Origin of the sequence: Kitasatospora sp. NPDC091276, assembly GCF_040684355.1 — a bacterium.
Lineage (GTDB): Bacteria > Actinomycetota > Actinomycetes > Streptomycetales > Streptomycetaceae > Kitasatospora.
On sequence record NZ_JBFBFU010000026.1, the window covers coordinates 33752 to 56318 of the forward strand.

Here is a 22567-nt window from a genome sequence, read left to right on the forward strand (position 1 = left end):
TCCCGCGATCGGCTCCCGCTCCGGACCGCTCGGGGCGGCACGCGTTCGCACCGCACTCAACGCGGTAGGCCTCGACCGAGGGTGTGAGCAGGCGGCGCCGACCACGGAAGACCACTGTCGGAGGAACGGCCATGACAGCAGCCGAAAGTGCAGGGCAGCGCACCACGGCCTGGGTGGTGGAGCGCCCCGGCCCGATGTGCTCGTCCCCGCTGCGCCGGGTGGAACGGATGCTGGAACCGCCCGGACCCCGGGAGTTGTTGATCGAGGTCGGGGCCTGTGGAGTGTGCCGCACCGACCTGCACCTGGCCGAGGGCGACCTTCCGCCGCACCGGCCCGCCTGCACACCGGGGCACGAGATCGTCGGCCGGGTGCTGAGCACGGGCCGGGAGGTGCGGGACTTCTCTCCCGGCGACCGGGTCGGCGCGGCCTGGCTCGCGAGCACCTGCGGCGGCTGCCGGTACTGCCGGGCCGGCCGCGAGAACCTCTGCCCGAACTCCCGGTACACCGGCTGGGACGTCCAGGGCGGCTACGCCGGACACACCCTCGTGGACGCCGGGTACGCCTACCCGCTCCCCGAGGGGCCGCCCGACGAGGACCTCGCCCCGCTGCTGTGCGCCGGCATCATCGGCTACCGCGCCCTGGAACGCGCGCAGCTGCCGCCCGGCGGACGGTTGGGCATCTACGGCCTCGGCGCCTCCGGGCACCTCACCGCGCAGCTCGCGCTCGCCCGGGGCGCCACCGTGCACGTCCTCACCCGGGCCGCGAGCGCCCGGCGCCTGGCCCTGGAGCTGGGCGCGTCCTCCGTCGGCGACGCCTACGACACACCGCCCGAACCCCTCGACTCGGCGATCCTGTTCGCCCCGGTCGGCGACCTGGTGCCGGTCGCGCTCGCCGCGCTGGACCGCGGCGGCACGCTGGCGGTGGCCGGGATCCACCTCACCGACGTACCCGCCCTCGACTACCAGCGGCACCTCTTCCAGGAGCGCAGTCTGCGCAGCGTCACCGCCAACACCCGTGAGGACGGCCTCGCCTACCTCGCGGAAGTCGCCCGGCACCACCCGACGGTGCACGTGCAGCGTTACCCCATGAACCGTGCCGACGCCGCGCTGGCCGACCTCGCGGCGGACCGGGTCACCGGAGCCGCCGTCCTCATCACGCAGTGAAGGCTCCGGCCCCGGGACTGGTAGGCCCGCAGGTCGAGGTGCCGCGTATTCAAGCGCGGTCGACATGACGGACACGAAGAGCCATGACTCGGGCGCCGCGAGGCTGGGGGCGACGACCGGAGTCGAGCGGCGGGGCCCTGCAGCGGTGTACCGGTGCCAGGCCGCTCAGTCCGCCGCCTCGGCGTCCGCCACGGCCCGCTTGACGGCGGCGAAGCTGTCCGGGGTGACGGAGATCGAGTCGATCCCGGCGCGGACCAGGAAGCGGGTGAAATCCGGGTCGTTGCTCGGGCGTTGGCCGCACAGGCCGACGTGGCGGCCGGCCGTGTGGGCGGCGGCGATCAGGGTCTCGATGCTGCGGGTGACGGCCGGGTTCCGCTCGTCGAACAGGTGGGCGAGCAGGCCGGAGTCGCGGTCGACGCCGAGGGTGAGCTGGGTGAGGTCGTTGCTGCCGATCGAGAAGCCGTCGAAGCGCTCGGCGAACTGCTCGGCGAGCAGGATGTTGGCCGGGATCTCCGCCATCACGTACACCCGCAGGCCGTTCGTGCCCCGGGCGAGCCCGTTGTCGGCCATCACCGCCAGGACCTCGTCGGCCTCCTGCGGGGTGCGGCAGAACGGGATCATCACCACGACGTTGGTGAGCCCGAGTTCGTCCCGGGCCCGGCGCAGCGCCCGGCACTCCAGGGCGAAGCCCTCGCGGTACCCGGGGGCGTAGTAGCGGCTCGCGCCGCGCCAGCCGATCATCGGGTTGGCCTCGACCGGCTCGAACGGTGCGCCGCCGACCAGCCGGGCGTACTCGTTGGTCTTGAAGTCGCTGGTGCGCACCACCACCGGGTCCGGCCAGCGGGAGGCCGCGATCCGGGCGACGCCGTGGGCGAGCCGGTCGACGAAGTAGTCGGTCCGGTCCGGGTAGCCGTACGTCAGCTCGTCGACCAGCCGCCGGTCCTCGGCGGAGAGCCGCTCGGGGTGGACCAGCGCCATCGGGTGGACGCGCACCTGGTGGGCGACCACGAACTCGGTACGGGCCAGGCCCACGCCGTCCGCCGGCAGCCGCCACCAGCGGAACGCGGCACCCGCGTCGGCGAGGTTGAGCATGACCTTCGTCCGGGTGGCCGGCAGCGAGCCGAGATCGGTGTCGGTCGCCTCGTACGCGACCAGTCCGGCGTACACGTGGCCGTCCGCGCCCTCGGCGCAGCAGACCGTCACCTCCTGTCCGTCCGCCAGCACGGCCGTCGCGGTCCCGGTGCCGACCACCGCCGGCACTCCCAGCTCGCGGCTGACGATCGCCGCGTGCGAGGTGCGGCCGCCGTGGTCGGTGACGATCGCGGAGGCCCGCTTCATCAACGGCTCCCAGTCCGGGTCGGTGATCTGCGTGACCAGGACCGCGCCCTGCGGGAACCGCTCCAGTCCGACCGGATCGGCCAGCGCGCACACCGGTCCCGCCCCGATGGCCTCGCCGACGGCGATGCCGTCCACCAGCCGCTCGCCCGTGCCGGTGAGCCGGAAGCGGCGCAGCACCTCGCCCCGGCGGCGGGACTGCACGGTCTCCGGACGGGCCTGGACGAGGAACAGCTGCCCGCTGATCCCGTCCTTGGCCCATTCGAGGTCCATCGGGCAGCCGTAGTGCTCCTCCACGGCCGTCGCCCACTCGGCGAGCGTGCGGATGTCACCGATGCCGAGCACCCGGGCCGCCCGCTCCCCGGGCTCGGTGTCGACGGTCCGGGTCGAGCCGTTCGCGGCGTACACGGCCTTGCGGCGCTTGGCCCCGAGCTGCACCTGGATCACCGGGTCGAGCCGGTGGTCCTTGAGCGTCGGCTTGAACACGGTGTACTCGTCCGGGTCCACCTGCCCGCTCACCACGGTCTCGCCCAGCCCCCAGGCCGCACTGACGATCACCACGCCGGGGAAGCCGGTCTCGGTGTCCAGGGTGAACGCCACGCCCGCGCCCGCGAGGTCGGAGCGCACCATCAGCTGGACGCCGACGGACAGGGCCAGCGCGAGCTGGTCGAAGCCCGTCCGCTCGCGGTAGTCGATCGCCCGGTCGGTGAACAGCGAGGCGTAGCAGCGCAGGCAGGCGGCGAGCAGGGCTTCCGTCCCGCGGACGTTGAGGAAGGTCTCCTGCTGGCCCGCGAAGCTCGCCTCCGGCAGGTCCTCGGCGGTGGCGCTGCTGCGCACGGCGACGTCGGGGTCCTGACGCCCGGCCTCACGGGCGAGCCGTTCGTACGCCTGCGCCACGTCCCGTTCCAGCGCCGGCGGCAGGGGCGTGGCCAGCACGGCGGAGCGGATCGCGCCGCCGACCTCGGGCAGCGGGGCGCCCTCGTGCAGGCGGTCGAGCTGCCCGGCGATCCGCTCGCGCAGGCCGCCGGTGTCCAGCAGCTCCCGGTAGGCGTCGGCGGTGGTCGCGAAGCCGTCCGGCACCCGGACGCCGGTGGGCCCCAGCCCGTTGATCAGCTCGCCGAGCGAGGCGTTCTTGCCGCCGACCAGGCCGACGTCCTCCCGGCCGAGGCCGCGGAAGGGGATGACACGGCGCATGGCTTCCTCCAGGCGCGCTGGCAGGGCGGCCGCACGGCGCCGGACGCGCCGGGGGCTCCGTCCCTGTCACTGTCCGCCCGGCCCGGAGACGCGGGACAGTGCCGCAGGGGCTCGGGATCGGGTCCGGTCGGCGGCCGGACCGGGGCCGTTCGACCCAGGGGCCGACCGTCCCGTCGCCTCGCCGGGATACCGTGCACCGTCATCGAGGGGCGATACGGGAGCTTGCCATGGGACGACCGGTCGAGAGCGGGCAGCCGCGACTACGGCGTCAGCTGGGCGTGTTCGACGCCGTGGTCGTCGGTCTGGGGTCGATGGTCGGCGCGGGGATCTTCGCCGCCTTGGCTCCGGCCGCCGGCGCGGCCGGCTCGGGCCTGCTGCTCGGGCTGGTGCTCGCGGCGGTGGTGGCGTACTGCAACGCGACCTCCTCGGCCCGGCTGGCCGCCCGGTACCCGCAGTCCGGCGGGACGTACGTCTACGGGCGCGAGCGGCTGGGAGAGTTCTGGGGCTACCTGGCCGGTTGGGGGTTCGTGGTCGGCAAGACCGCGTCCTGTGCCGCGATGGCGCTGACGGTGGGCGGCTACGTGTGGCCCGGTCGGGCGCACGCGGTGGCGGTGGCCGCGGTGGTGGCGCTGACGGCGGTGAACTACGCCGGCGTGCAGAAGTCCGCGTGGCTGACCCGGGCGATCGTCGCGGTGGTGCTGGCGGTGCTCGCCGCCGTCGTGGTGGCCGCGCTGACCTCGGGCGGCGCGGAGGCGTCCCGGCTGGACGTCGGTGCGGACGCCACGGCGCACGGGATTCTCCAGGCGGCGGGCCTGCTGTTCTTCGCGTTCGCCGGCTACGCCCGGATCGCCACCCTCGGGGAGGAGGTCCGCGACCCGGCCCGCACCATCCCCCGGGCCGTCCCGGTGGCGCTGGGCATCGCGCTCGCCGTCTACGCCCTGGTCGCCGTCGCGGTCCTCGCGGTGCTCGGGCCCGAACGCCTGGCCGCGGCCGCTGCGCCGCTGGACGAGGCCGTCCGAGTGGCGGGCACCGGTTGGCTGGCCCCGGTGGTGCGGGCGGGGGCGGCCGTGGCCGCGCTCGGCTCGCTGCTCGCCCTGATCCTCGGCGTCTCCCGCACGACGCTCGCGATGGCCCGCGACCGGCACCTTCCACACGCGCTGGCGGCGGTCCACCCCCGGTTCCAGGTGCCGCACCGCGCCGAGCTCGCGGTCGCCGCCGTCGTCGCGGTGGTGGCGGTGACCGCGGATGTGCGCGGGGTGATCGGGTTCTCCTCCTTCGGGGTGCTGGCCTACTACGCCGTCGCGAACGCCTCGGCGTGGACGCTGACCAGGGCAGAGGGCCGCCCGCCGAGGCTGGTTCCCGCAGTCGGCCTGGCGGGCTGTCTGGTGCTGGCGTTTGCCCTGCCCCTGTCCGCGGTGCTCTTGGGAGCCACCGTCCTGGCGGCCGGCGCCGTCGCCTACGCGGTGCGCCGGGGTGTCTCCTCGTAGGCCACGGTCGCCGTGCGGCCCCGCGGCCGGGGTCGTACGGCCCTATGGGCGGGCGCGAGGGCGAGCGAGCCTGGCCGTGGGGGCGGCACGTGGAGAGCGGGGCGGGGCCTGCCAGGCCCGGCCTGCACGCTCATGTGCCGGTACCTACCGCTACGGCCGGATCACGGAGGCCCAGCCATGACCGAACCCGTCATCGTCGGTGTGGACAGCTCCGGACGGAGCCTGCGCGCCCTGGTGTGGGCCGCCCACGAGGCGGCCCTGCGCGGGGCCCGACTGCGCGTCGTCCATGTGCTGCCCACCTGGGAGCACGACATCCCGTTCCACCCGCCCGGCATGTGGCTCAACGTCCGTGACCGGGGCGCCGACATCGTCGCCGAGGCCGCGGCGATCGCGACGGAGAGCCAACCCGGCCTCGACGTGTCACCGGAGCTGATCATCGGACGTCCGGCGACCGTGTTCATCGACGCGGCCGAGCACGCGAGCGCGGTCGTGCTCGGCGCCCGGGGAGAGGGCGGGCTGCGCAACGTGCTGCTCGGCTCGGTCAGCCTCCAGGTGGTCGGGCACGCGGCCGCCCCGGTCGTCGTGGTCGGCTACGTGAACAGCGGGCACGACCGGATCCTGGTCGGTACCGACGGCTCCGTGGGCTCCACGGCGGCGCTCGGCTACGCCTTCGAGGAGGCGTCCCTGCGCAAGGCCGTGCTGTACGTCCTGCGGTCCTGGGGCATGCCGGCGACCGCGGAGGCCGGCGCCGCGGCGGCGGACCCCGGGGAGGTCACCGCGCGGCTCCGGCGTGAGCTGGGTGAACAGCTCGTCGGCCTGCGGGCCCGCCACCCGGACGTCACGGTCCAGGAGGAACTGGTCCGCTCCGGGCCGAGCGCCGCGCTGATCCGCGCCTCCGAGCGGGCCGACCTCGCCGTGGTCGGCTCCCGTGGCAAGGGCGGTTTCCACGGACTCGCCATGGGCTCCGTCAGCCACGCGCTGCTGCAGTACGCGATGTGCCCGGTGGCGGTGGTCCGACCGGTGGGTGGGGCGGACGCGGCCTGACCGGCATCACGCGCCGGGCCGACCCTCCGGGCGTCGGCCCGGCCCGGAACGCGACGAACGTGGTCGGCCGGGATCCCGTCCCGTCCCGGCCGGTATCGGCGGGGGTAGCTGCTGACGCCTTCCGGTGCCGGGCGGGTTCAGTACGGCGGCGAGGGAACGGTCACGACCGGGCAGTGCGCGCGGTGCAGCAGGCCGTGCGGGACGGAGCCGAGCCGCATCCCGGTGAAGCCACCGTGCCCCCGGCGGCCGACGACGACGGCGAGGGCGTGTTCGGCGGCCTCGGCCAGCTCCTCGACCGGGTGGCCGCGCATCAGCTCGTGGGCCGTGGCGACGTCGGGGTGGAGCTCGCGCCGACCGGCGGTGGTCTCGAAGAGCATCCGGCGCAGGATCCGCTCGGTGTCGCGTTCGTCGAGGTTGACGACCGGCGGGCGCTGCCACACCCAGACGATGCGCAGCGCCGCACGCCGTTCGGCGGCGAGGTCGAAGGCGAAGTCCACGGCGGCCGCCGAGGACGGGCTGCCGTCCACACCGACCACGACGTAGGGCGGGTCCTGGGTGACGTGCTCGGGATCGCGGACGACCACCACCGGGCAGTGGGCCTGCGCGCTCACCGGGACGGCCACCGAGTAGACGCTCAGCACCTCCGCGGCCCGGCGCAGCCGACGGGATCCGAGCACGACCAGAGTGGCGTGGGCGGACTCGCGGCACAGCGCCGGGGCGGGGACGTCCTCGACCACGGCGGTGGTCACCGCCAGCCCGGGGTGCCGCTCCCGGGCCACCGCGCAGGCCCCGTCGAGCGCCTCGTCGGCCCGCTGGCGCAGGGCCGTGTGGTACCGGCCCTCGTCGAAGGCGCGGAACTCGCGGAACGGCGACGGTACGGCGTGCACCAGCCGCAGCGGCAGGCCTCGGCGGTCGGCCTCGTCGGCGGCCCAGGCGGCAGTCATCGGGCCGGTGTCGAGCGCGTCGACGCCGAGGACGACGGGATCGCTGGGGCCGTCGGAACGCACGGGTGTCATGGCTCCTCCTCGGGTCCGGTGACCGGACCCCGACTCCGACCCTAGGCAGGCCCGAGGCCCGGCACGAGGGTCGACCGGCCCCACGGCCGGAGCCCACGGGCCCCACCCGCGACTCCCCGGCCGGCCCCTCGGCCCGTCAGTCGGCGAAGAGGTGCGGGTTGGGCGGTACGGGCGCGGCGGCCTCGTGCTCGTTGCGGAAGTGGTGGATCCGGGCGTCCGGGCCGGGGAAGTACTCCGTCACCCGGTCGCTGTCGGACCAGCGCACGTCGTACGGCGGGCTGCCGTCCGGGTGGTGCAGGCCGACGATCTCGCCGTCCCTCCTGGTGGCTCCGGGCCGGGTGCCCTGGACGATGATGCGGTCTCCCACGGCGGCTTTCATGCCGTCCTCCCAGGGTCGGTACGTTGGACGGGCCGACCGTCCGTACCTCCATGGCACCACTGCGCGTGGGGTGGTGCAGGGGCCGGACGGTCCCGGGCCGGGGCCCGCCGGCCCAAGCGCCGGTGCCCGACCTGCGGTGTGCTGGGGGAGCGCAGGCGCGGCGGACGGCCCGCACCCCACGGAGGCGAACGAGATGAACGGCACCGACCGGACGACGGGTGAGCGGCGGATCGTCGTCGGCGTGGACGGCTCGCGCCCGTCCCGAGCAGCGCTGCGCTGGGCTCTGGGGGAGGCCCGGCTGACCGGTGCCGTCGTGGAGGCGGTGACCAGCTGGGATGAGCCGGGCGTGTACGGACGGGGCATCACGGTGTCCCCGGAGGAGTCCGACGCCGTCGCCGGGGCGGAGCTCGCCGAGCTGGTGACGCGGGAGACGGTCCGGGCCCCGGGGGCCGCCGTGCGGCAGCGGGTGGAGCACGGCAGCGCCGGCGAGGTCCTGGTGAAGCTCTCCGAGGGGGCCGCACTCCTGGTGGTCGGCAGCCGGGGCCTCGGCGGCTTCGTCGGCGCGCTGCTCGGCTCGGTCGCCCGGTACTGCGTCCGGCACGCCCACTGCCCCGTGGTCCTCGTCCGTGGCGACTTCGCGGCCGGCCCCGTCGGGGGCGGGCGACCCGCAGCGAGGGGCCCCTCGGGCCAGTCACCAGGGCCGTCAGGCCCTCGGGAGACAGAGGCGGGTTCGGCAGACTGACCTACGACAGCACCTGCCACCCCGGCAGGGAGGAGGCGCGTCATGTCCGTCGCAGCCACCACGCACAGGCATCCGGCCTCGCGCACGTCCCTGCGCCAGCACGTCCGCCGGGCCACCGGCCGGGACGGCAATCCGCTCTGCCGCCCGGTGGACCGGGCGTACAGCCGTCTGGTCGCGGGGCTGGCGTTGACGATGCTCGCCACGTTCGTGCTGGCTTCGGTGGCGGCGCTCCTGGTGTTCGGCGCCGAGACGCACACCGCGCAGCAGGTGGCCCGACACCGGCACGTCGTCACCGCCGTCACCACCGGCGCGGCCCGGTCGGACGATCTGCGGGCGGGAAACCCGCAGGCGCACGCTCCGGCCCGCTGGACGTACCCGGTCGGGCCGGGTGGCGGGGTCGTCCCGGTGCCGGAGGGCACGGTCGCCGGGACGGCCGTTGCGACCGGGCTGAACGACGCCGGGAACCCGGTCGGCGCGCCCAAGGCGGCCACGGAGATCCTGTCGGATGCCGCCCTGGTGGGCCTGGGCACGGTCTTCGTGCTCGGGCTGGCGGCGGAGGGCGGCTTCGCGCTGCGCCGCCACACGCTGGACCGGCGGGCGGAGGAGGACTGGGAGCCCGCCTGGGAGCAGGTCGAGCCGCTCTGGTCCGGGCGGAAGTGAGGGAGCGGTGCCGGGTGGCGGACCGGTGTCAGAGGTGGAAGCGGCGGGTCTCGCCCGGCCGGACCGTCGTCTGCGTGCCGCGCAGGCGGATCAGGACCGGCTCCTGGCGGTCCTCGCGCAGGCTCACCGTGACCGAGCGCCGGTCGACGGCGATCGTGAGGCCCCAGTGGCCCCGGTAGCGCAGGTCGAGGTCCAGCCGGCCGAGGGCGGACGGCAGGTGCGGGTCGAGCCAGAGAGCGTCCTCGCGGACCTCCAGACCGGTGTAGCAGCGTTGTAGCAGGTCGACCGCGCCCGCCATCGCGCCCAGGTGGACGCCCTCGGCCGTGGTGCCGCGCTGGCTGTCCCGCAGGTCGGCCGCCAGGGTGTCGCGGAAGTACCGCCAGGAGGCGCGGCGGTCGGATCGGGTGAGCACCCAGGCGTGCACCACGGAGCTGAGCGTCGAACCGTGGACGGTGCGCCGCAGGTAGTAGTCGGTGGTGCGGCGGAGCAGTTCGTGGCCGGCGGGGTAGCCCAGGTGCCGCAGCAGGTCGCGGACCTCGCGGGCGGAGAACAGGTACCAGAGCATCAGGGTGTCGGCCTGTTTGGACGCCTTGTAGCGGTTGACCGTGTCGCCCTCGGCCTCCAGGACGCGGTCGAGGCGGCGCAGGTCGGGGTAGCGGCGCCGGTAGGCCGCCCAGTCGAGCTCGGCGAGCCGCTGGTAGCCGTCGAACTGGCTGAGGACGCCTTCGTGGAACGGGACGTGGAGGTGGCGGCCGACCTCCTGCCAGCGGTCCAGCTCCAGGGCGTCGAGCGAGAGGCGCTCCAGCAGTTCCTCGCGCCGGTAGCCGGGCAGGACGTCCAGGGCGTCCTGGGCCCGGGCCAGCACCCAGGAGGCCAGCACGTTGGTGTAGGCGTTGTCGTCCAGACCGGGCCGGTCGGCGCCCGGGTAGGCGTCGTGGTACTCGTCGGGGCCGAGCACACCGCGGATCGACCAGCGTCCGCGCCCCTGGTCGTAGACGGCGGCGGAGGACCAGAACCGGGCGATCTCCAGCAGCGTCTCGGCACCCGCCGAGGCGAGGAAGTCCCGGTCCCCGGTGGCCTGGTAGTACTGCCACACGTTGTAGGCGACCGCGGAGCCGACGTGCCGCTGGAGGTGGCTGTGGTCGGGCAGCCAGCGGCCGGACAGCGGGTTCAGGTGCAGCTGCTGGGATTCCTCGCGGCCGTCGCTGGCGCTCTGCCACGGGTACATCGCCCCGCGCAGGCCGATCCGGCGGGCCTCCTGGCGGGCGGCGTCCAGACGGCGGTGGCGGTAGCGGAGCACGGCGCGGGCGAGTTCGGGCAAGCGCAGGTTGAGCAGCCGCAGGACGAACAGCTCGTCCCAGAAGACGTGTCCCCGGTACGCCTCGCCGTGCAGCCCGCGGGCCGGGACGCCGACGTCCAGGTCGATCGAGTGCTCGGAGTAGGTCTGGAGCAGGTGGAACAGGTTCAGGTGCAGCGGACCGGTGCCGTCGAAGTCCGCCTCGATCCGGCATCGGCGCCACAACTCCGCCCAGCGCACGGTGTGTTCGGCCAGCAGGTCGTCGAAGCCCCCGGCCTCGGCGGCGAGCAGCCGACAGGCGTGCAGCGGGGTCTCGATCGCCCGGTCGCGGGAGGTGTGCAGGGCCACGGTCTTCTCCACCGTCACCGGCCGGCCGAGCCGGGCCCGCACGGTGAGGAGGTGGGCCGTCCAGCCGTCACGGCACTCGGCCGTCACCGTGGCCCGTCGCGCCCTGGTCCGGGCGCACAGGGCGATCCGAAGGGGCGAGCCGGCCGCGGCGGCCTCCAGCCAGAGCAGCCCGTCGCCGTCCACGCCCTGGCCGGCCGTGACGAGGTGTTGCTCGGCCAGCCCCCGGTAGCGGGCGACGCCGGTGTTGGCGACGGCGCCGTCCAGCGCCGAGCGGACTTCCAGCGCACCCGTCCAGTTCTCCGGCGTGAACGTGCTCTCCAGAGCGAGCAGGTGCGGCCGGGCCTGGCTGGCGAGGCGGCGCTGGACCAGCCGGGTCCGTCGGCCCTGGCCGTCGACCACGAGGGCGGTGCGGGTCAGCAGGCCCCGGCGCAGGTCCAGCTCGACGGTCTGTTCGGCGGGCGGACCGGCGAACCAGTCGCCGCCGACCGGGCGGAAGGTCAGCGGCAGCCAGTTCGGGCAGTTGACCAGGTCCTCGTTGGTCACCACCCGCCCCGCGACCGTCGACTCCGCCCGGTCGTAGCAGCCCGCCAGGTACGTCCCCGGGTAGTGCACCCCGTCCGCGAACGCTTCCGGCGCGGCACCCCGGCTGACCACGTAGCCGTTGCCGACCGCGCACAGCGCCTCCCGTAGCCCCTCCTCGGCCGGGTCGAAGCCCCGGTAGCGGAGGGTCCAGGGGTCGGGCATGACGGGGTACCCCGCCGGTGTGTGCGTTGCCACGACGAGACCTCCGTTGCCGACCGGCCTGACCCCAGTCTGAGCAACGCCCGACCGGCCCGCCCCTCGGACGGTGCGCGGCCGGGCGGCCGGGCGGCCGGGCAGCCGGGCAGCCGGGCCGCCGGTCGGCCGGGCGGGCGGGGCCGGTCGGCCCTCCCGTGGCCGTGGCCGGGCGTGGAGGCTGGAGGAGACCGATCGGCGAGGGCCGAGGAGACGCGCCATGTCCACCGTTCATCCGCCGCGCAGCACCGCCGAGGCGCTGCTGGCCGACGGCACCACCGTCGGGATCCGCCCACTCGGCCCGCGGGACCACCAGGCGGTGCTCGACCTGCACACCACCGGGATGTCCGAGGAGAGCCGTCGGATGCGGTTCTTCGGGGTCAGCCGCAACGCGCCGGGGCAGGCCGCCGACCGGCTGTGCGGGCCGCCGCGCCCCGGCCTGCTGGCGCTGGGGGCCTGGATGGGGGAGGAACTGCTCGGCGAGGCCGACTGCGAACCGCTGGACGACCCGCCGGAGACGGCGGAACTGGCGCTCGCGGTGGCCGACCACTGGCACGGCCGAGGCGTCGCCACCCTGCTCCTGGAGCACCTCGTGCACGCCGCCCGGGCGGCTGGCATCCGTGCTTTCGAAGCCGACACCCTGTTCGGCAACCGCGCGGTGCACAAGGTCTTCGCCGACCTCGGCCTGCCCGTCCAGCGTTGCTTCGCGCACGGCGAGGTCAGGCTCCGGGTCCCGCTGGAGGAGACGGACGAGCGCTACCGCGCCGCGGTCGACGAACGCGGGCGCCGGGCCGACCTGGCGAGCCTGGCGGCGCTGCTGCGCCCGGCCTCGGTCGCGGTGGTCGGGGCGTCCCGCCGGGAGGGGTCGGTCGGGCGGACCGTCCTCGGGAAGATCCGGCAGGGCGGCTTCACCGGGCCGGTCTGGGCGGTCAACCCGCACGCGGACGAGGTCGGCGGCGAGCGCGCGTACCCGTCCGTCGGCGCGCTGCCCGCCGTGCCGGACCTCGCCGTGCTGGCCGTGCCCGCCGCCGCGGTCCCAGGGGTGGCCGAGGAGTGCGGCGCCGTCGGGGTCCGGGCGCTGGTGGTGCTCACCTCCGGGCTCGGGCCGCAGGAGGCCCGGCGGCTGATGCGCGCCTGCCGCCGCCACAGCATCCGCCTGGTCGGGCCGAACAGCCTGGGCATGGCCCAGACCGAACCCGCGATCCGGCTGGACGCCGAGTTCGGCGGCGCCTTCCCCCGGCCGGGCAGCGCCGGGGTGGCCGTCCAGAGCGGTGGGGTGGGGATCGCGCTGCTCTCGCGGCTGGCCTGGCTGGGCATCGGGGTGTCGAGCTTCGTCTCGCTCGGCGACAAGTACGACGTCAGCGGCAACGACCTGCTCCAGTGGTGGGAGGCGGACGGCCGGACCGATCTGGCGCTGCTCCACCTGGAGTCCTTCGGCAGCCCGCGCGCCTTCGCCCGTACCGCCCGCCGCGTGACCCGGACCATCCCGGTGCTCACCGTCGACGCCGGCCGCTCGACGGCCGGCCGCCGGGGCGCCGCCTCGCACACCGCGGCCGCCGCCACCCCCACCGTGACCCGGGAGGCGCTGTTCCGGCAGGCGGGCATCACGGCCACCCGGAGCATCGAGGAACTCGTCGAGGCCGCCGCCCTGTTGCACGCCCAGCCGCTGCCCGCTCCGCGCAGCGCGGTCGCCGTGGTGTCCAACGCCGGCGGCATCGGCATCCTGGCCGCCGACGCCTGCGTCGAGGCGGGCCTGGAACTGCCGGAACTCCCTGTGGAACTGGGGGATCTGCTTCCGCCCGGCGCCTCCGTCCGTAACCCGGTGGACACCACGGCGGCGGTGCGTCCGACCGAACTCGCCCTCTTCCTGCGCGCGTTGGAGCGCGAGGAGGCCGTCGACGCGATCCTGGTGTGCCTGGCCCCGACGGCGCTGTGCGCCACCCCCGCGCAGGAACCGGTGCGCGCCCTGCTGGAGGCCCCGGCCCGGCGACGCGTCCCGATCGCCGCCGTGCTGCTCGACCAGCAGGTGCCCGTGCGCTACCGCGGCTGCGCCGACGGCGGCATGCTGCCGGCCTACTCCGACACCCTCGCCGCCGCCCGTGCCCTCGCGCACGCCCGGGACCGCGCCCGGTGGCTCGCCGAAGCCCCCTCCGTGCCCGCCGAAGCCCCGGACTGCGACCGGCGCACCGCCCGCAGCCTGGTCGACGGCTACCTCACCACCCACCCCGAGGGCGGCTGGCTCGACCCGCTGACCACCGCCGATCTGCTGGAGGCCTACGGGCTGCCGCTGACCACCACGGTCTGGGCCCGCGACGAACACGCGGCCTCCGTCGCCGCCACCGGTCTGCGCCGGCTCGGGCACGAGGGGAAGGCGGTCATGAAGGCGTACTGGCCCGGCCAGGTACACAAGAGCGCGCTGGGCGCCGTCCGCACCGGCCTGGCCACCGATGCCGAAGTGCGCTGTGCCTACCGCGAGTTCACCCAGAAGTTCGGTCCTCAGCTGGCCGGGGCGGTGGTCCAGCCGATGGCGGCGCCCGGGGTGGAACTGCTCGCCGGCGTGGTCCAGGACCGGGTCTTCGGCCCGCTCGTCGTCCTCGGGGCGGGCGGCACCGCCGCAGACGTCCTGGCCGACCGGGTGGCCCGGCTCGCCCCGCTCAGCGAACGCGACCTGACCACCATGGTCACCGAACTCCACAGCGCACCGTTGCTGTCGGGCGGCGCCGGTGCGCCCCCGGTGGACCTCGCCGCCGTGCGGTCCGTGCTCGCCCGGCTGTCCCGGCTGGCCGACGACCTCCCGGAACTCGTCGAGGCCGACCTCAACCCCGTCATCGCCCGGCCCGACGGCGCGCTCTGCGTGGACGCCCGGGTCCGCCTCGAACCGAGGCCGTCCTTCGACCCCTACCTGCGGCGGCTGCGTCGGCCGGCGGCCACCGAGGGGGAGTGGGCACCGTGAAGCACAGCATCCTCGACGGCACGTCGGCCGACACCTTCCCGGCCTCAGGTTCCGCACGACCGCCCGGCAGGACCCGGGTCGGCGACTGCATGAGCCGCCCCGGCGTCGCCGTCACCCCGGGCACCGACTTCGCCACCGTCGCCGCCGTGCTGAGCGCCTCGCGGCGCGGCATCGTGCCCGTGGTGACGCCGGACGGCACCGTCACCGGCGTGGTCGCCGTGTCCGACCTCCTCGCCGCCTACGCCGAGGAGGACCGCGAGGGCGAACTGCTCGCCCGCGACCTGATGGCCTCCCCCGGTGTCACCGTCACGGACGACACCGGCATCGTCGAGGCGGTGGCCCTGCTGGCCGGGCGCTCGCTGCACCACCTGCCCGTCGTGGACGGCGACGGCCGGCTGGTCGGGCTGCTGTCCTCGCACGACCTGCTGGACGCCCTGCGTCGTGTCGACGAGGAGATCAGGGCCGAGGCCCTCGAACTCGCCCTCACCCCCGGCAGCGGCGTCGCCCCGAGTTCGCTGCACGTCCGCTGCGAACGCGGCCGGGTCGCGGTGACCGGCCGCACCCGCACCCGCAGCGACGCGGCGGCGCTCTGCCTCCAGATCGCCCGCATCGAGGGACTCACCGGCCTCGCCGACCACCTCGCCTGGGACCTCGACGACGGCGTTCCGCCGGTCGGTTGACCGCACCCCGGCTCACGACGGAAGGCTCGCAAGGGAAGGCTCACAACGGAACGACCGCCACCGGGCACTGGGCGTGCTGGATCACCGCCTGGCTGGTGGAGCCGAGCCGGCCGAGCGGACCGTTCGGCCGGCCGTGGCGGCCCACCACGACCAGCCGCTGGTCGGCCGACGCCGCGACCAGCTCCTTCGCGGCCCCCGACCGCACGACCGACGTGGTGACGGCGACGTCCGGGAACCGCTCGCGCCAGCCCGCCAGCACCTCGGCGAGCAGCCGCTCGTGCTCCGCCGCGATGTGCCCCTCCTCGTAGACCGGTGGGACCTCGTGGCCCGGGCCGAGCAGCGGGGGGTAGCTCCAGGCATGGAGCACGGCCAGGGGGAGGGACTGCCGTAGGGCGGCCTCGAAGGCGTAGGCGAGCACCGGGCCCTCCGCTTCCCTGCCCTCGACCCCGACCGCCACGCCGCCCTCGGTCACCGGCTCATGGTGCACCACCACGACCGGGCACGGCGCGTGGGCGGCCGCGTACAGGCTGGTCGAGCCCACGAGCAGTTCGGGGAAGCCTCCCGAGCCCCGGTCGCCGACCACGAGCAGCTCCGCGCCCGCCGCGGCCCCGACCAGGGTCTCGCGCGGCGGACCGTCGACGAGGTCGGCCGCGACGGTGAGCCCCGGGTGGCGGGCGGCGACCCGGGCCCACTCCGCGTCGAGGCGCTGGGCCTCGGCCGGCCCGGTGCCGCCGTACCTGGCGTGGACCAGCCGCAGGTCCGCCCGTCGGCGGAAGGCCTCGTCGACCGCCCAGTCGACCGCGGCCCGGCTCCGGGTCGACGGGTCCACGCCCACCACGACGAATCGGTTCATCGACGGCACCTCCGCACCGTGTCGATCGGCCCCGTCCCTCAGGCTATGTCGCTCACCGGATCAGCACCCGTTCGCCCGAGCGCGGCACCACGGCGGTCCAGCCGAGCTCGCGGTCGATCCGGTCGCGCAGCGCCTCCGAGCCCTCCGGCTCGCCGTGGACGAGGTAGACCGTGCTGGGCGGCGGCGCGGGACGCAGCCACTCGATGATCTCGGCGGCGTCGGCGTGCGCGGAGAAGGCGGGGACGTTGACGACCTCCGCGCGCACCGGGACGTAGGTGCCGTACATCTTCAGCGCTCGGGCGCCGTCCACCAGGTCCCGGGCCCGGGTGCCCTCGGCGGCGTAGCCGACCACCACGACGGTGTTGCGGGCGTCGGGCAGCAGCCGGCTCAGGTGGTGCACGACCCGGCCGCCGGTGGCCATGCCGGAGGCGGAGACGATGACCGCGGGGCCGTGCGCGCGGTCCAGGGCGAGCGATTCCTGGAGCGAGCGGACCAGGGTGAAGGGCTCCGGGTCCAGGGCGGCCGGGCCCTCGGCGAGGACGTCGGGGCGCAGCTGGTCGGAGCCGGCCGCGAAGGCGTCCCGGTAGATCTGCAGGGTGGCGAGGGCCATCGGGCTGTCCACGTAGACCGGCACGGCAGTCGGCAGCCGGCGGACCCGGCGCAGTTCGGCGAGCTGGTGCAGCACGACCTCGGTGCGGTCGACCGCGAAGGACGGGATGACGACGGTGCCGCCCCGGGCCAGGGTGCGCTCCAAGGCCCGGGCGAACCACTCGCGGGCGGCCGTCTCGTCGTGCTGCCGGTGGCCGTACGTGGACTCCATCAGCAGGACGTCGGCGCCGGTGAACGGCTCGGGCGGGCGCAGCAGGGGGTGGACGGGGCGGCCGAGGTCGCCGCTGGCGGCGATGGTGTGGCCGTCCTCCAGGGTGAGGTGGGCCCAGGAGGAGCCGAGGATGTGCCCGGCTCGGTGCAGCCGCAGCACGATGCCGGCGGTGATCTCGACGTCGGTGTCCAGCGGGACGGGGTCGAACATCCGCAGCGCGTTCTCGACGTCCTCGTCGTCGTAGAGCGGCTGGGCCGGGCGGTGCTTGGACCAGCCGTGCTCGTTGGCGTGGTCGGCCTCCTCGCGCAACAGGTGGGCGCTGTCGCGCAGGATCAGCTCGGCGATCCGGGCGGTGTCGGGGGTGGTCAGCACCGGCCCGCGGAAGCCGTCGCGGACGAGCCGGGGCAGGTAGCCGCAGTGGTCCAGGTGGGCGTGGGTGAGCACCACGGCCCGCACGTCGGCCGCGTCCAGGGGCAGCGGGCGCCGGTTGCGGCGGCGCAGTTCGGCCAGGCCCTGGAAGAGGCCGCAGTCGATCATCAGGCGGGCGTGGTCGGTCTCGACCAGGAACTTGCTGCCGGTGACGGTGCCCACGCCGCCGAGGAAGGTCAGCAGGCCCGGTCGGGGCCGCGGTCGGGGTCCGCCGCTCTCCGTCGTCATGGCCGCCTCCAGCGGGACTCGGGGTCTCCATCGTCGCGCCGTCCGGCCGTGCTGTCCCGGGCCGGATCGGCCCAGGTGACAGGGACCGTCCGGCCCTGTCCGGCGGCGTGGGGCGGGCGGACAGTGAAGGCGGGACCACCGGAGGAGGAGTGAGGATGATGCAGCACCGCAGCGTCAACGAGGTGATGACCCATGAGGTCGTCACCGCCCGGCCCGACACACCGTTCAAGGAGGTCGCGGCGCTGTTCCACCGCAACGACATCACCGCGATACCGGTGATCGACGACCAGAGGCGGCCGCTCGGCATGGTGTCCGAGGCGGACCTGATCCGCAAGGAGGCCGTGCTGCCGGATCCGGAGGGCCGCTTCCCGGGCCGCTGGCTGGACGCCAAGGACCGAGCCCGTGCCGAGGCGGAGACCGCCGGTGGGCTGATGACCAGCCCTGCGGTCACGGCCCGCCCCGGCTGGTCGGTGCCCGAGGCCGCCCGTGCCATGGACAGGCACAGGGTCAAGCGCCTGGCGGTCGTCGACGAGATCGGCCGCCTGGTCGGCATCGTCAGTCGCCGGGACCTGCTGGAGGTGTTCCTGCGCCACGACGCGGCCATCCTGGAGGAGATCCACCACGACGTGCTCGGACGGACCCTGTGGCTCGCTCCCGGTGAGGTCCAGGTGGCGGTGCACGACGGCGTGGTCACGCTGAAGGGCCGGCTGCCCCGTCGCAGCCTGGTCCCGATCACCGAGCAGCTGTGCCGCGCCGTGGACGGCGTGGTCGCCGTCCACGCCACGCTCGACTGGACCGAGGACGACACCGGTCAGCAGTTCGAACACCCTCGCGCCTACCGCGCAGCACCGTAGGAGGCTGTCGTGACCCGCACACCGAGCACCGTCGCCGACGTGATGACCCACGGGGTGGTCGCCGTCGGCCGCGACGCGGACTTCCGTGAGGTGGCCGAGACGCTGCAGCGCTGGCAGGTCAGTGCGGTTCCCGTGCTGGCCGGGGACGGCCGGGTGGTCGGGGTGGTCTCCGAGGCCGACCTGCTCACCGCCCGGGACCGTGACGGCGAGCGCGCCGACGCGCTGACGGCGGGGCGGATGATGTCCGTCCCGGCGGTCACCGTGCACCCCGGCAGCCCGCTCAACGAGGCCGGCCGGGCGATGGCCCGCGGCCACCTCAAGCGGCTGCCGGTGGTCGACGAGGAGGACTACCTGGTCGGCATCGTCAGCCGGGGCGACCTGCTGAAGGTCTACCTCGACGATGACCGCGAACTCGCCGACCGGGTCCGCTTCGAACTGGTCGCCACCCTCGGGCCGGCCGCCGCGGTGGAGACCGACGTCCGCTCCGAGAACGGCCTGGTCACCCTGACCGGCGGCCTGCCCGCCCCCGTGACCGCCCCCGTCCTGGAACGGCTGGTGCGCTCCGTACCCGGCGTGGTCGGCGTCGAACTCAGGCTCGCCACGCCCGCCTGAACGGGGGTGCGGCGGTGGCCCCGGTTCCCTCCGCCCCCCCACGGGCCGCCGCCGCGCGGGGTGGTGATCGGCCCCGGTGCGCGGAGTGGACCGGCGGCGCAGAATCGGTGGTGTCACCCTCCGCGCACCCAGGGAGCAGGCCATGGACACGCCCCAGCCCGTACGGGTGTTCCTGCTGGACGACCACGAGGTCGTCCGGCGCGGTGTCCGCGACCTCCTGGAAGCCGAGCCCGACATCGAGGTCGTCGGCGAGGCGGGCACCTGCGCGCAGGCTCTCGCCCGGGTGCCGGCGCTTCGCCCGGACGTCGCCGTCCTCGACGTCCGCCTGCCGGACGGCGACGGCGTCACCGTCTGCCGAGAGCTCCGCGACCGGATGCCCGACCTGGTCTGCCTGATGCTGACCTCCTTCGACGACGACGACGCCCTGCTCGACGCGATCATGGCCGGAGCGGCCGGCTACGTCCTGAAGCAGGTCAAGGGCGCCGACCTGGTCGGCGCGGTGCGTACGGTCGCCTCGGGGCAGTCCATGCTCGACCCCGCCACCACCCACAAGCTGATGGAGAGCCTGCGCCACCACGAGGAGAGCGGGACCGACGCCGCCCTCGCCGGGCTCACGCCCCGCGAACGGGAGATCCTCACCCTCGTCGGCGAGGGCAAGACCAACCGCCAGATCGGCCAGGAGCTCTATCTGGCCGAGAAGACCGTGAAGAACCACGTCTCGCGCCTGCTCGCCAAACTGGGCGTCGAGCGCCGCCTCCAGGCCGCCGTCCTCGCCGCCCACGCAGAGCCCGAGCAACACCACCAGCGCCCGCACTGAGCCCCGGTGCCCGGGTGGGCCCGCGGATTGAGCCGAACGGCCCAAGCGCCGCCCCGGGGCCCGGCCGCACGGTGGAGGTGACCCGGCAGCCGTGCCCGACGAAGCACACCTGGAGGCGGCCATGCCCACCCTCGCCCTCGATGCCACGACACTGGAGAAGCTCGTCTCCGCGGCGGTCGCGGCGCCGTCGATCCACAACAGTCAGCCCTGGCGCTTCCGGCTCGAACCGGCGACGTCGACGCTGGAAGTCCGGGCCGTCCGTGAGCGGGCCGTCCCGGCCGCCGATCCGCAGGGCCGGGCGTTGCACATCTCCGTCGGCGCAGCCGTGCTCAACCTGCGCGTGGCCGCCCGCCACCTCGGCTGGGCGCCCGATGTCCGGCTGCTGCCGGATCCGGCCGAGCCGGACCTGTTCGCCGCCGTCCGGCTCGACACCCCGGCCACGGCGCCGGTCCCGGGCACGGAGCAGCTGTACGAGGCGATCTGGCACCGGCACTCCATCCGCACGCCGTTCACCGGCGAGCCGGTCCCGTCGGCCGTCCTCGACGAACTGGCCACGGCCGCCCGGGCCGAGGAGGCGACGCTCCACCTGCCCGACCACGCGGAGACCTCCCGGCTGCTGCAACTGACCGCCGAGGCAGAGCGCCGCAACACCACCGACCGGGCCCAACGCACCGAGAGCCGCGACTGGATCCGCACCGGCGACACCCCGCCCTACGGCATCCCGGTGGCCGCGCTCGGCCCGCAGGACCTGGACGGCCGCCTGCCGATGCGGGACTTCGCCGCCCTCCGGGCCGCAGAGCACCAGGCCCCCGCCGCCTTCGAGCACGAGCCGCGGATCGCCGTGCTCACCACCGAGCACGACACCCCGACGGACTGGCTGCGCGCCGGGACCGCCCTGGAACACGTGCTGCTCACCGCCACCGTGCACGGCGTCCGGGCCTCCCTGCTGCACCAGGCGATGGAATGGCCCTACCTGCGCTGGGAGACCCGCGACCCGCGCCAGCGCCCCGGATTCGTCCAGATGCTGATCCGGCTCGGCTACGGCCCCGAGGGCGCCCCCACCCCTCGCCTGGCGGCCGGCCACGTGCTGGACTAGTCCGTCGGCAGCGGGACCTGCCAGACCAGTTCGGTGCCGCCCTCGGGCCGGCTGCGGGCGCTGAAGGTGCCGCCCAGGGCGGTGGCCCGGTCGGCCAGGTTGACCAGCCCGCTGCGCCGGCCGCCGTCGGGCAGACCCACCCCGTCGTCCCGGACGACGAGCGTCAGCTCGGGCCCGGCGGTGATCGACACGTCGACCGCGCCCGCCTTCGCGTGGCGGGCGGCATTGGACAGGGCCTCCTCCAGGACGGCGACGGCCGCGTCCGAGACCTCGGCCGGCACCGCGGTGTCGAGCAGGCCGGTCGTCCGCAGGGCCGGGGAGAACCCGAGTGCCCGGGTGGCGTGCTCGACCACCTGCGCCACCCGGGAGCGCAGCCCGGCCGAAGCCGGGCCGGACTCGCGCAGCCGCAGGCCGAAGATGGTGGCGCGGATCGTCCTCGCCGTCTCGTCCAGGTCGTCGATCGCCCGCAGGACGCGTTCGGTCGCCTCGGGATGGTCGATGAAACGGGTGGCGCCCTGGAGCGTCATCCCGGTGGCGAAGAGCCGCTGGATCGCCAGGTCGTGCAGGTCGCGGGCGATCCGGTCACGATCCTGCAGCAGCGCGATCTGCTCGGAGTCGCGGCGCCGCTCGGCGAGTTCCATCGCCACCGCCGCCTGGGCCGCGAAGCCCAGCAGCGGACCGGACTCGTTCTCCTCGAACAACGGGGCGCCGGCCACCCGGGCCAGCATCAGGACCCCGCGCACGCCCTGCGCGGTGGTGCCGATCGGCACCGCGACGGCCGGGCCGAGTCCCTCCCAGCGCGGTGGGCCGGCGGTGACCCTCGGGTCCTTGCGGACGTCCGGGCTCACCACGAGGCCGCCGGTGCGGACGGCCGCGCCGACGAACGAGCCCTCCACGGGCAGCACCAGGCCGCGGTGCTGCTGCTCGCCGAGACCGACGGCGGTCCGCACCTCCAGGTCGCCGGTGCCCGGCAGCGGCAGCGCGACGACGGCGAGGTCGGCGCCGACGATCTCGGTGGCCCGGGCGAGCAGGAGGTCCAGCACCTCCTGCTCCGCGCTGCCCGACAGGAGGCTGCTGGTGATCTCGGCGCTCGCCTCCAGCCAGCGCTCCCGCCGCCGGGCCCGGGCGTACAGCCGGGCGTTGTCGATCGACACTCCGGCGGCGACGGCGAGGGTGGAGAGCACGGACTCGTCCTCGGCGTCGAAGTCGCCGCCGCCCCGCTTCTCGGTCAGGTAGAGGTTGCCGAACACCTTGCCCCGGATCCGGATCGGCACGCCCAGGAAGGTCCCCATCGGCGGATGGCCGACCGGGAAGCCGTAGGAGGCCGGATGGTCGGAGATCCGGGCCAGGCGCAGCGGTTCGGGGTGGCGGATCAGCTCGCCCAGCACCCCGTGCCCGGACGGCAGGGCGCCGATCCGCTTGACCTGTTCGCCGGTCACCCCGACCGGGATGAACTGCGACAGCCGCTGGTCCTCGCCGATCACGCCGAGCGCGCCGTACTCGGCGTCCACCAGGGTGACCGCCGCCTCCACGATGTGCCGTAGGGCCTGGGCCAGCTCCAGGTCGCGGCCGACCGCCAGTACGGCCTCCAGCAGGCTGTGCACCCGGTCGCGGGTGCCCCGGGCCGCGTCCAGCCGGGCCTGGAGTTCGTCCAGCAACTCGTCCAGGCGCAGCTTCGGCACGGGGGCGGAACTCTCCGGTGCGCTGCCCAACGAAATCCTCCACGGCTCGCCCGACGCCACTGACCAGCCTAGGCCCGCCCGGCCGGCCGTGCCGGACACGCAGG

Annotated in this window: 18 protein-coding genes; 11 read left to right on the top strand and 7 right to left on the bottom strand. The window is 75.2% G+C overall.

From position 1 onward, the window contains the following. Positions 1 to 131 precede the first annotated feature (131 nt). Entirely contained in the window at positions 132 to 1163 is a 1032-nt protein-coding gene (locus AB0O19_RS28125; RefSeq protein WP_363623449.1) for a zinc-dependent alcohol dehydrogenase family protein, read from the top strand. A 165-nt stretch (positions 1164 to 1328) separates the two neighbouring features. Here the strand turns inward: AB0O19_RS28125 and ppsA are convergent, their stop codons facing one another. Then, the gene (gene ppsA, locus AB0O19_RS28130; protein ID WP_363623451.1) at positions 1329 to 3692 is read right to left on the bottom strand and encodes a phosphoenolpyruvate synthase; all 2364 of its coding nucleotides are present in this window, start codon (positions 3690 to 3692) and stop codon (positions 1329 to 1331) included. Between the two features lie 227 nt (positions 3693 to 3919). Between ppsA and AB0O19_RS28135 the strand changes: the two genes are divergently transcribed. Then, positions 3920 to 5179: an APC family permease gene (locus AB0O19_RS28135; RefSeq protein WP_363623453.1), complete on the top strand. Its 1260-nt coding sequence runs from the start codon at positions 3920 to 3922 to the stop codon at positions 5177 to 5179. Positions 5180 to 5356: 177 nt separating this feature from the next. Next, positions 5357 to 6223, top strand: a complete 867-nt coding sequence (locus AB0O19_RS28140) for a universal stress protein (protein WP_363623455.1) — start codon at positions 5357 to 5359, stop codon at positions 6221 to 6223. 137 nt (positions 6224 to 6360) lie between these two features. Here AB0O19_RS28140 and AB0O19_RS28145 read toward each other — a convergent pair whose 3' ends face one another. Both AB0O19_RS28145 and AB0O19_RS28150 read right to left on the bottom strand, forming a co-directional pair. Beyond that, positions 6361 to 7239 carry a universal stress protein gene (locus AB0O19_RS28145; RefSeq protein ID WP_363623457.1) on the bottom strand — a complete coding sequence of 293 codons (879 nt, stop codon included), beginning with the start codon at positions 7237 to 7239 and terminating at the stop codon, positions 6361 to 6363. Between the two features lie 136 nt (positions 7240 to 7375). Then, positions 7376 to 7618 carry a DUF1918 domain-containing protein gene (locus tag AB0O19_RS28150; protein ID WP_363623459.1) on the bottom strand — a complete coding sequence of 81 codons (243 nt, stop codon included), beginning with the start codon at positions 7616 to 7618 and terminating at the stop codon, positions 7376 to 7378. A 193-nt stretch (positions 7619 to 7811) separates the two neighbouring features. Here AB0O19_RS28150 and AB0O19_RS28155 point away from each other — a divergent pair, with 193 nt between their 5' ends. Beyond that, complete coding sequence (locus AB0O19_RS28155; RefSeq protein ID WP_363623461.1) at positions 7812 to 8360, top strand: universal stress protein; 549 nt, start codon at positions 7812 to 7814, stop codon at positions 8358 to 8360. A gap of 42 nt (positions 8361 to 8402) precedes the next feature. Continuing rightward, positions 8403 to 9020, top strand: coding sequence for a hypothetical protein (locus AB0O19_RS28160; RefSeq protein WP_363623463.1), 618 nt, complete (start codon positions 8403 to 8405; stop codon positions 9018 to 9020). Positions 9021 to 9048: 28 nt separating this feature from the next. Here AB0O19_RS28160 and AB0O19_RS28165 read toward each other — a convergent pair whose 3' ends face one another. After that, entirely contained in the window at positions 9049 to 11409 is a 2361-nt protein-coding gene (locus AB0O19_RS28165) for a glycosyl hydrolase family 65 protein (protein WP_363623465.1), read from the bottom strand. Between the two features lie 250 nt (positions 11410 to 11659). On the opposite strand from AB0O19_RS28165, the gene AB0O19_RS28170 reads away from it, so the two are divergent. Beyond that, complete coding sequence (locus tag AB0O19_RS28170; RefSeq protein WP_363623467.1) at positions 11660 to 14392, top strand: GNAT family N-acetyltransferase; 2733 nt, start codon at positions 11660 to 11662, stop codon at positions 14390 to 14392. Then, a complete protein-coding gene (locus AB0O19_RS28175) occupies positions 14389 to 15072 on the top strand; it encodes a CBS domain-containing protein (RefSeq protein WP_363623469.1) in 684 nt (227 codons plus the stop codon). The genes AB0O19_RS28170 and AB0O19_RS28175 overlap by 4 nt, the downstream gene beginning before the upstream one ends. 40 nt (positions 15073 to 15112) lie before the next feature. Here AB0O19_RS28175 and AB0O19_RS28180 read toward each other — a convergent pair whose 3' ends face one another. Beyond that, positions 15113 to 15925, bottom strand: a complete 813-nt coding sequence (locus AB0O19_RS28180) for a universal stress protein (protein ID WP_363623471.1) — start codon at positions 15923 to 15925, stop codon at positions 15113 to 15115. A gap of 52 nt (positions 15926 to 15977) precedes the next feature. Continuing rightward, a complete protein-coding gene (locus tag AB0O19_RS28185) occupies positions 15978 to 17402 on the bottom strand; it encodes an MBL fold metallo-hydrolase (protein WP_363623473.1) in 1425 nt (474 codons plus the stop codon). A 158-nt stretch (positions 17403 to 17560) separates the two neighbouring features. On the opposite strand from AB0O19_RS28185, the gene AB0O19_RS28190 reads away from it, so the two are divergent. The 4 genes from AB0O19_RS28190 (at position 17561) to AB0O19_RS28205 (ending at position 20781) form a co-directional block, all read left to right on the top strand. Further along, positions 17561 to 18256, top strand: a complete 696-nt coding sequence (locus tag AB0O19_RS28190; protein ID WP_363623475.1) for a CBS domain-containing protein — start codon at positions 17561 to 17563, stop codon at positions 18254 to 18256. Between the two features lie 9 nt (positions 18257 to 18265). Continuing rightward, on the top strand, positions 18266 to 18868 hold the full coding sequence (locus AB0O19_RS28195) for a CBS domain-containing protein (RefSeq protein ID WP_363623477.1): 603 nt from the start codon (positions 18266 to 18268) through the stop codon (positions 18866 to 18868). Positions 18869 to 19010: 142 nt separating this feature from the next. Further along, positions 19011 to 19685, top strand: coding sequence for a response regulator transcription factor (locus AB0O19_RS28200; RefSeq protein ID WP_363623479.1), 675 nt, complete (start codon positions 19011 to 19013; stop codon positions 19683 to 19685). 91 nt (positions 19686 to 19776) lie between these two features. After that, positions 19777 to 20781 carry a nitroreductase family protein gene (locus AB0O19_RS28205; protein WP_363623480.1) on the top strand — a complete coding sequence of 335 codons (1005 nt, stop codon included), beginning with the start codon at positions 19777 to 19779 and terminating at the stop codon, positions 20779 to 20781. Here the strand turns inward: AB0O19_RS28205 and AB0O19_RS28210 are convergent. After that, positions 20778 to 22463, bottom strand: coding sequence for a GAF domain-containing protein (locus AB0O19_RS28210; protein WP_363623482.1), 1686 nt, complete (start codon positions 22461 to 22463; stop codon positions 20778 to 20780). The genes AB0O19_RS28205 and AB0O19_RS28210 overlap by 4 nt on opposite strands. Between the last annotated feature and the right edge of the window lie 104 nt (positions 22464 to 22567).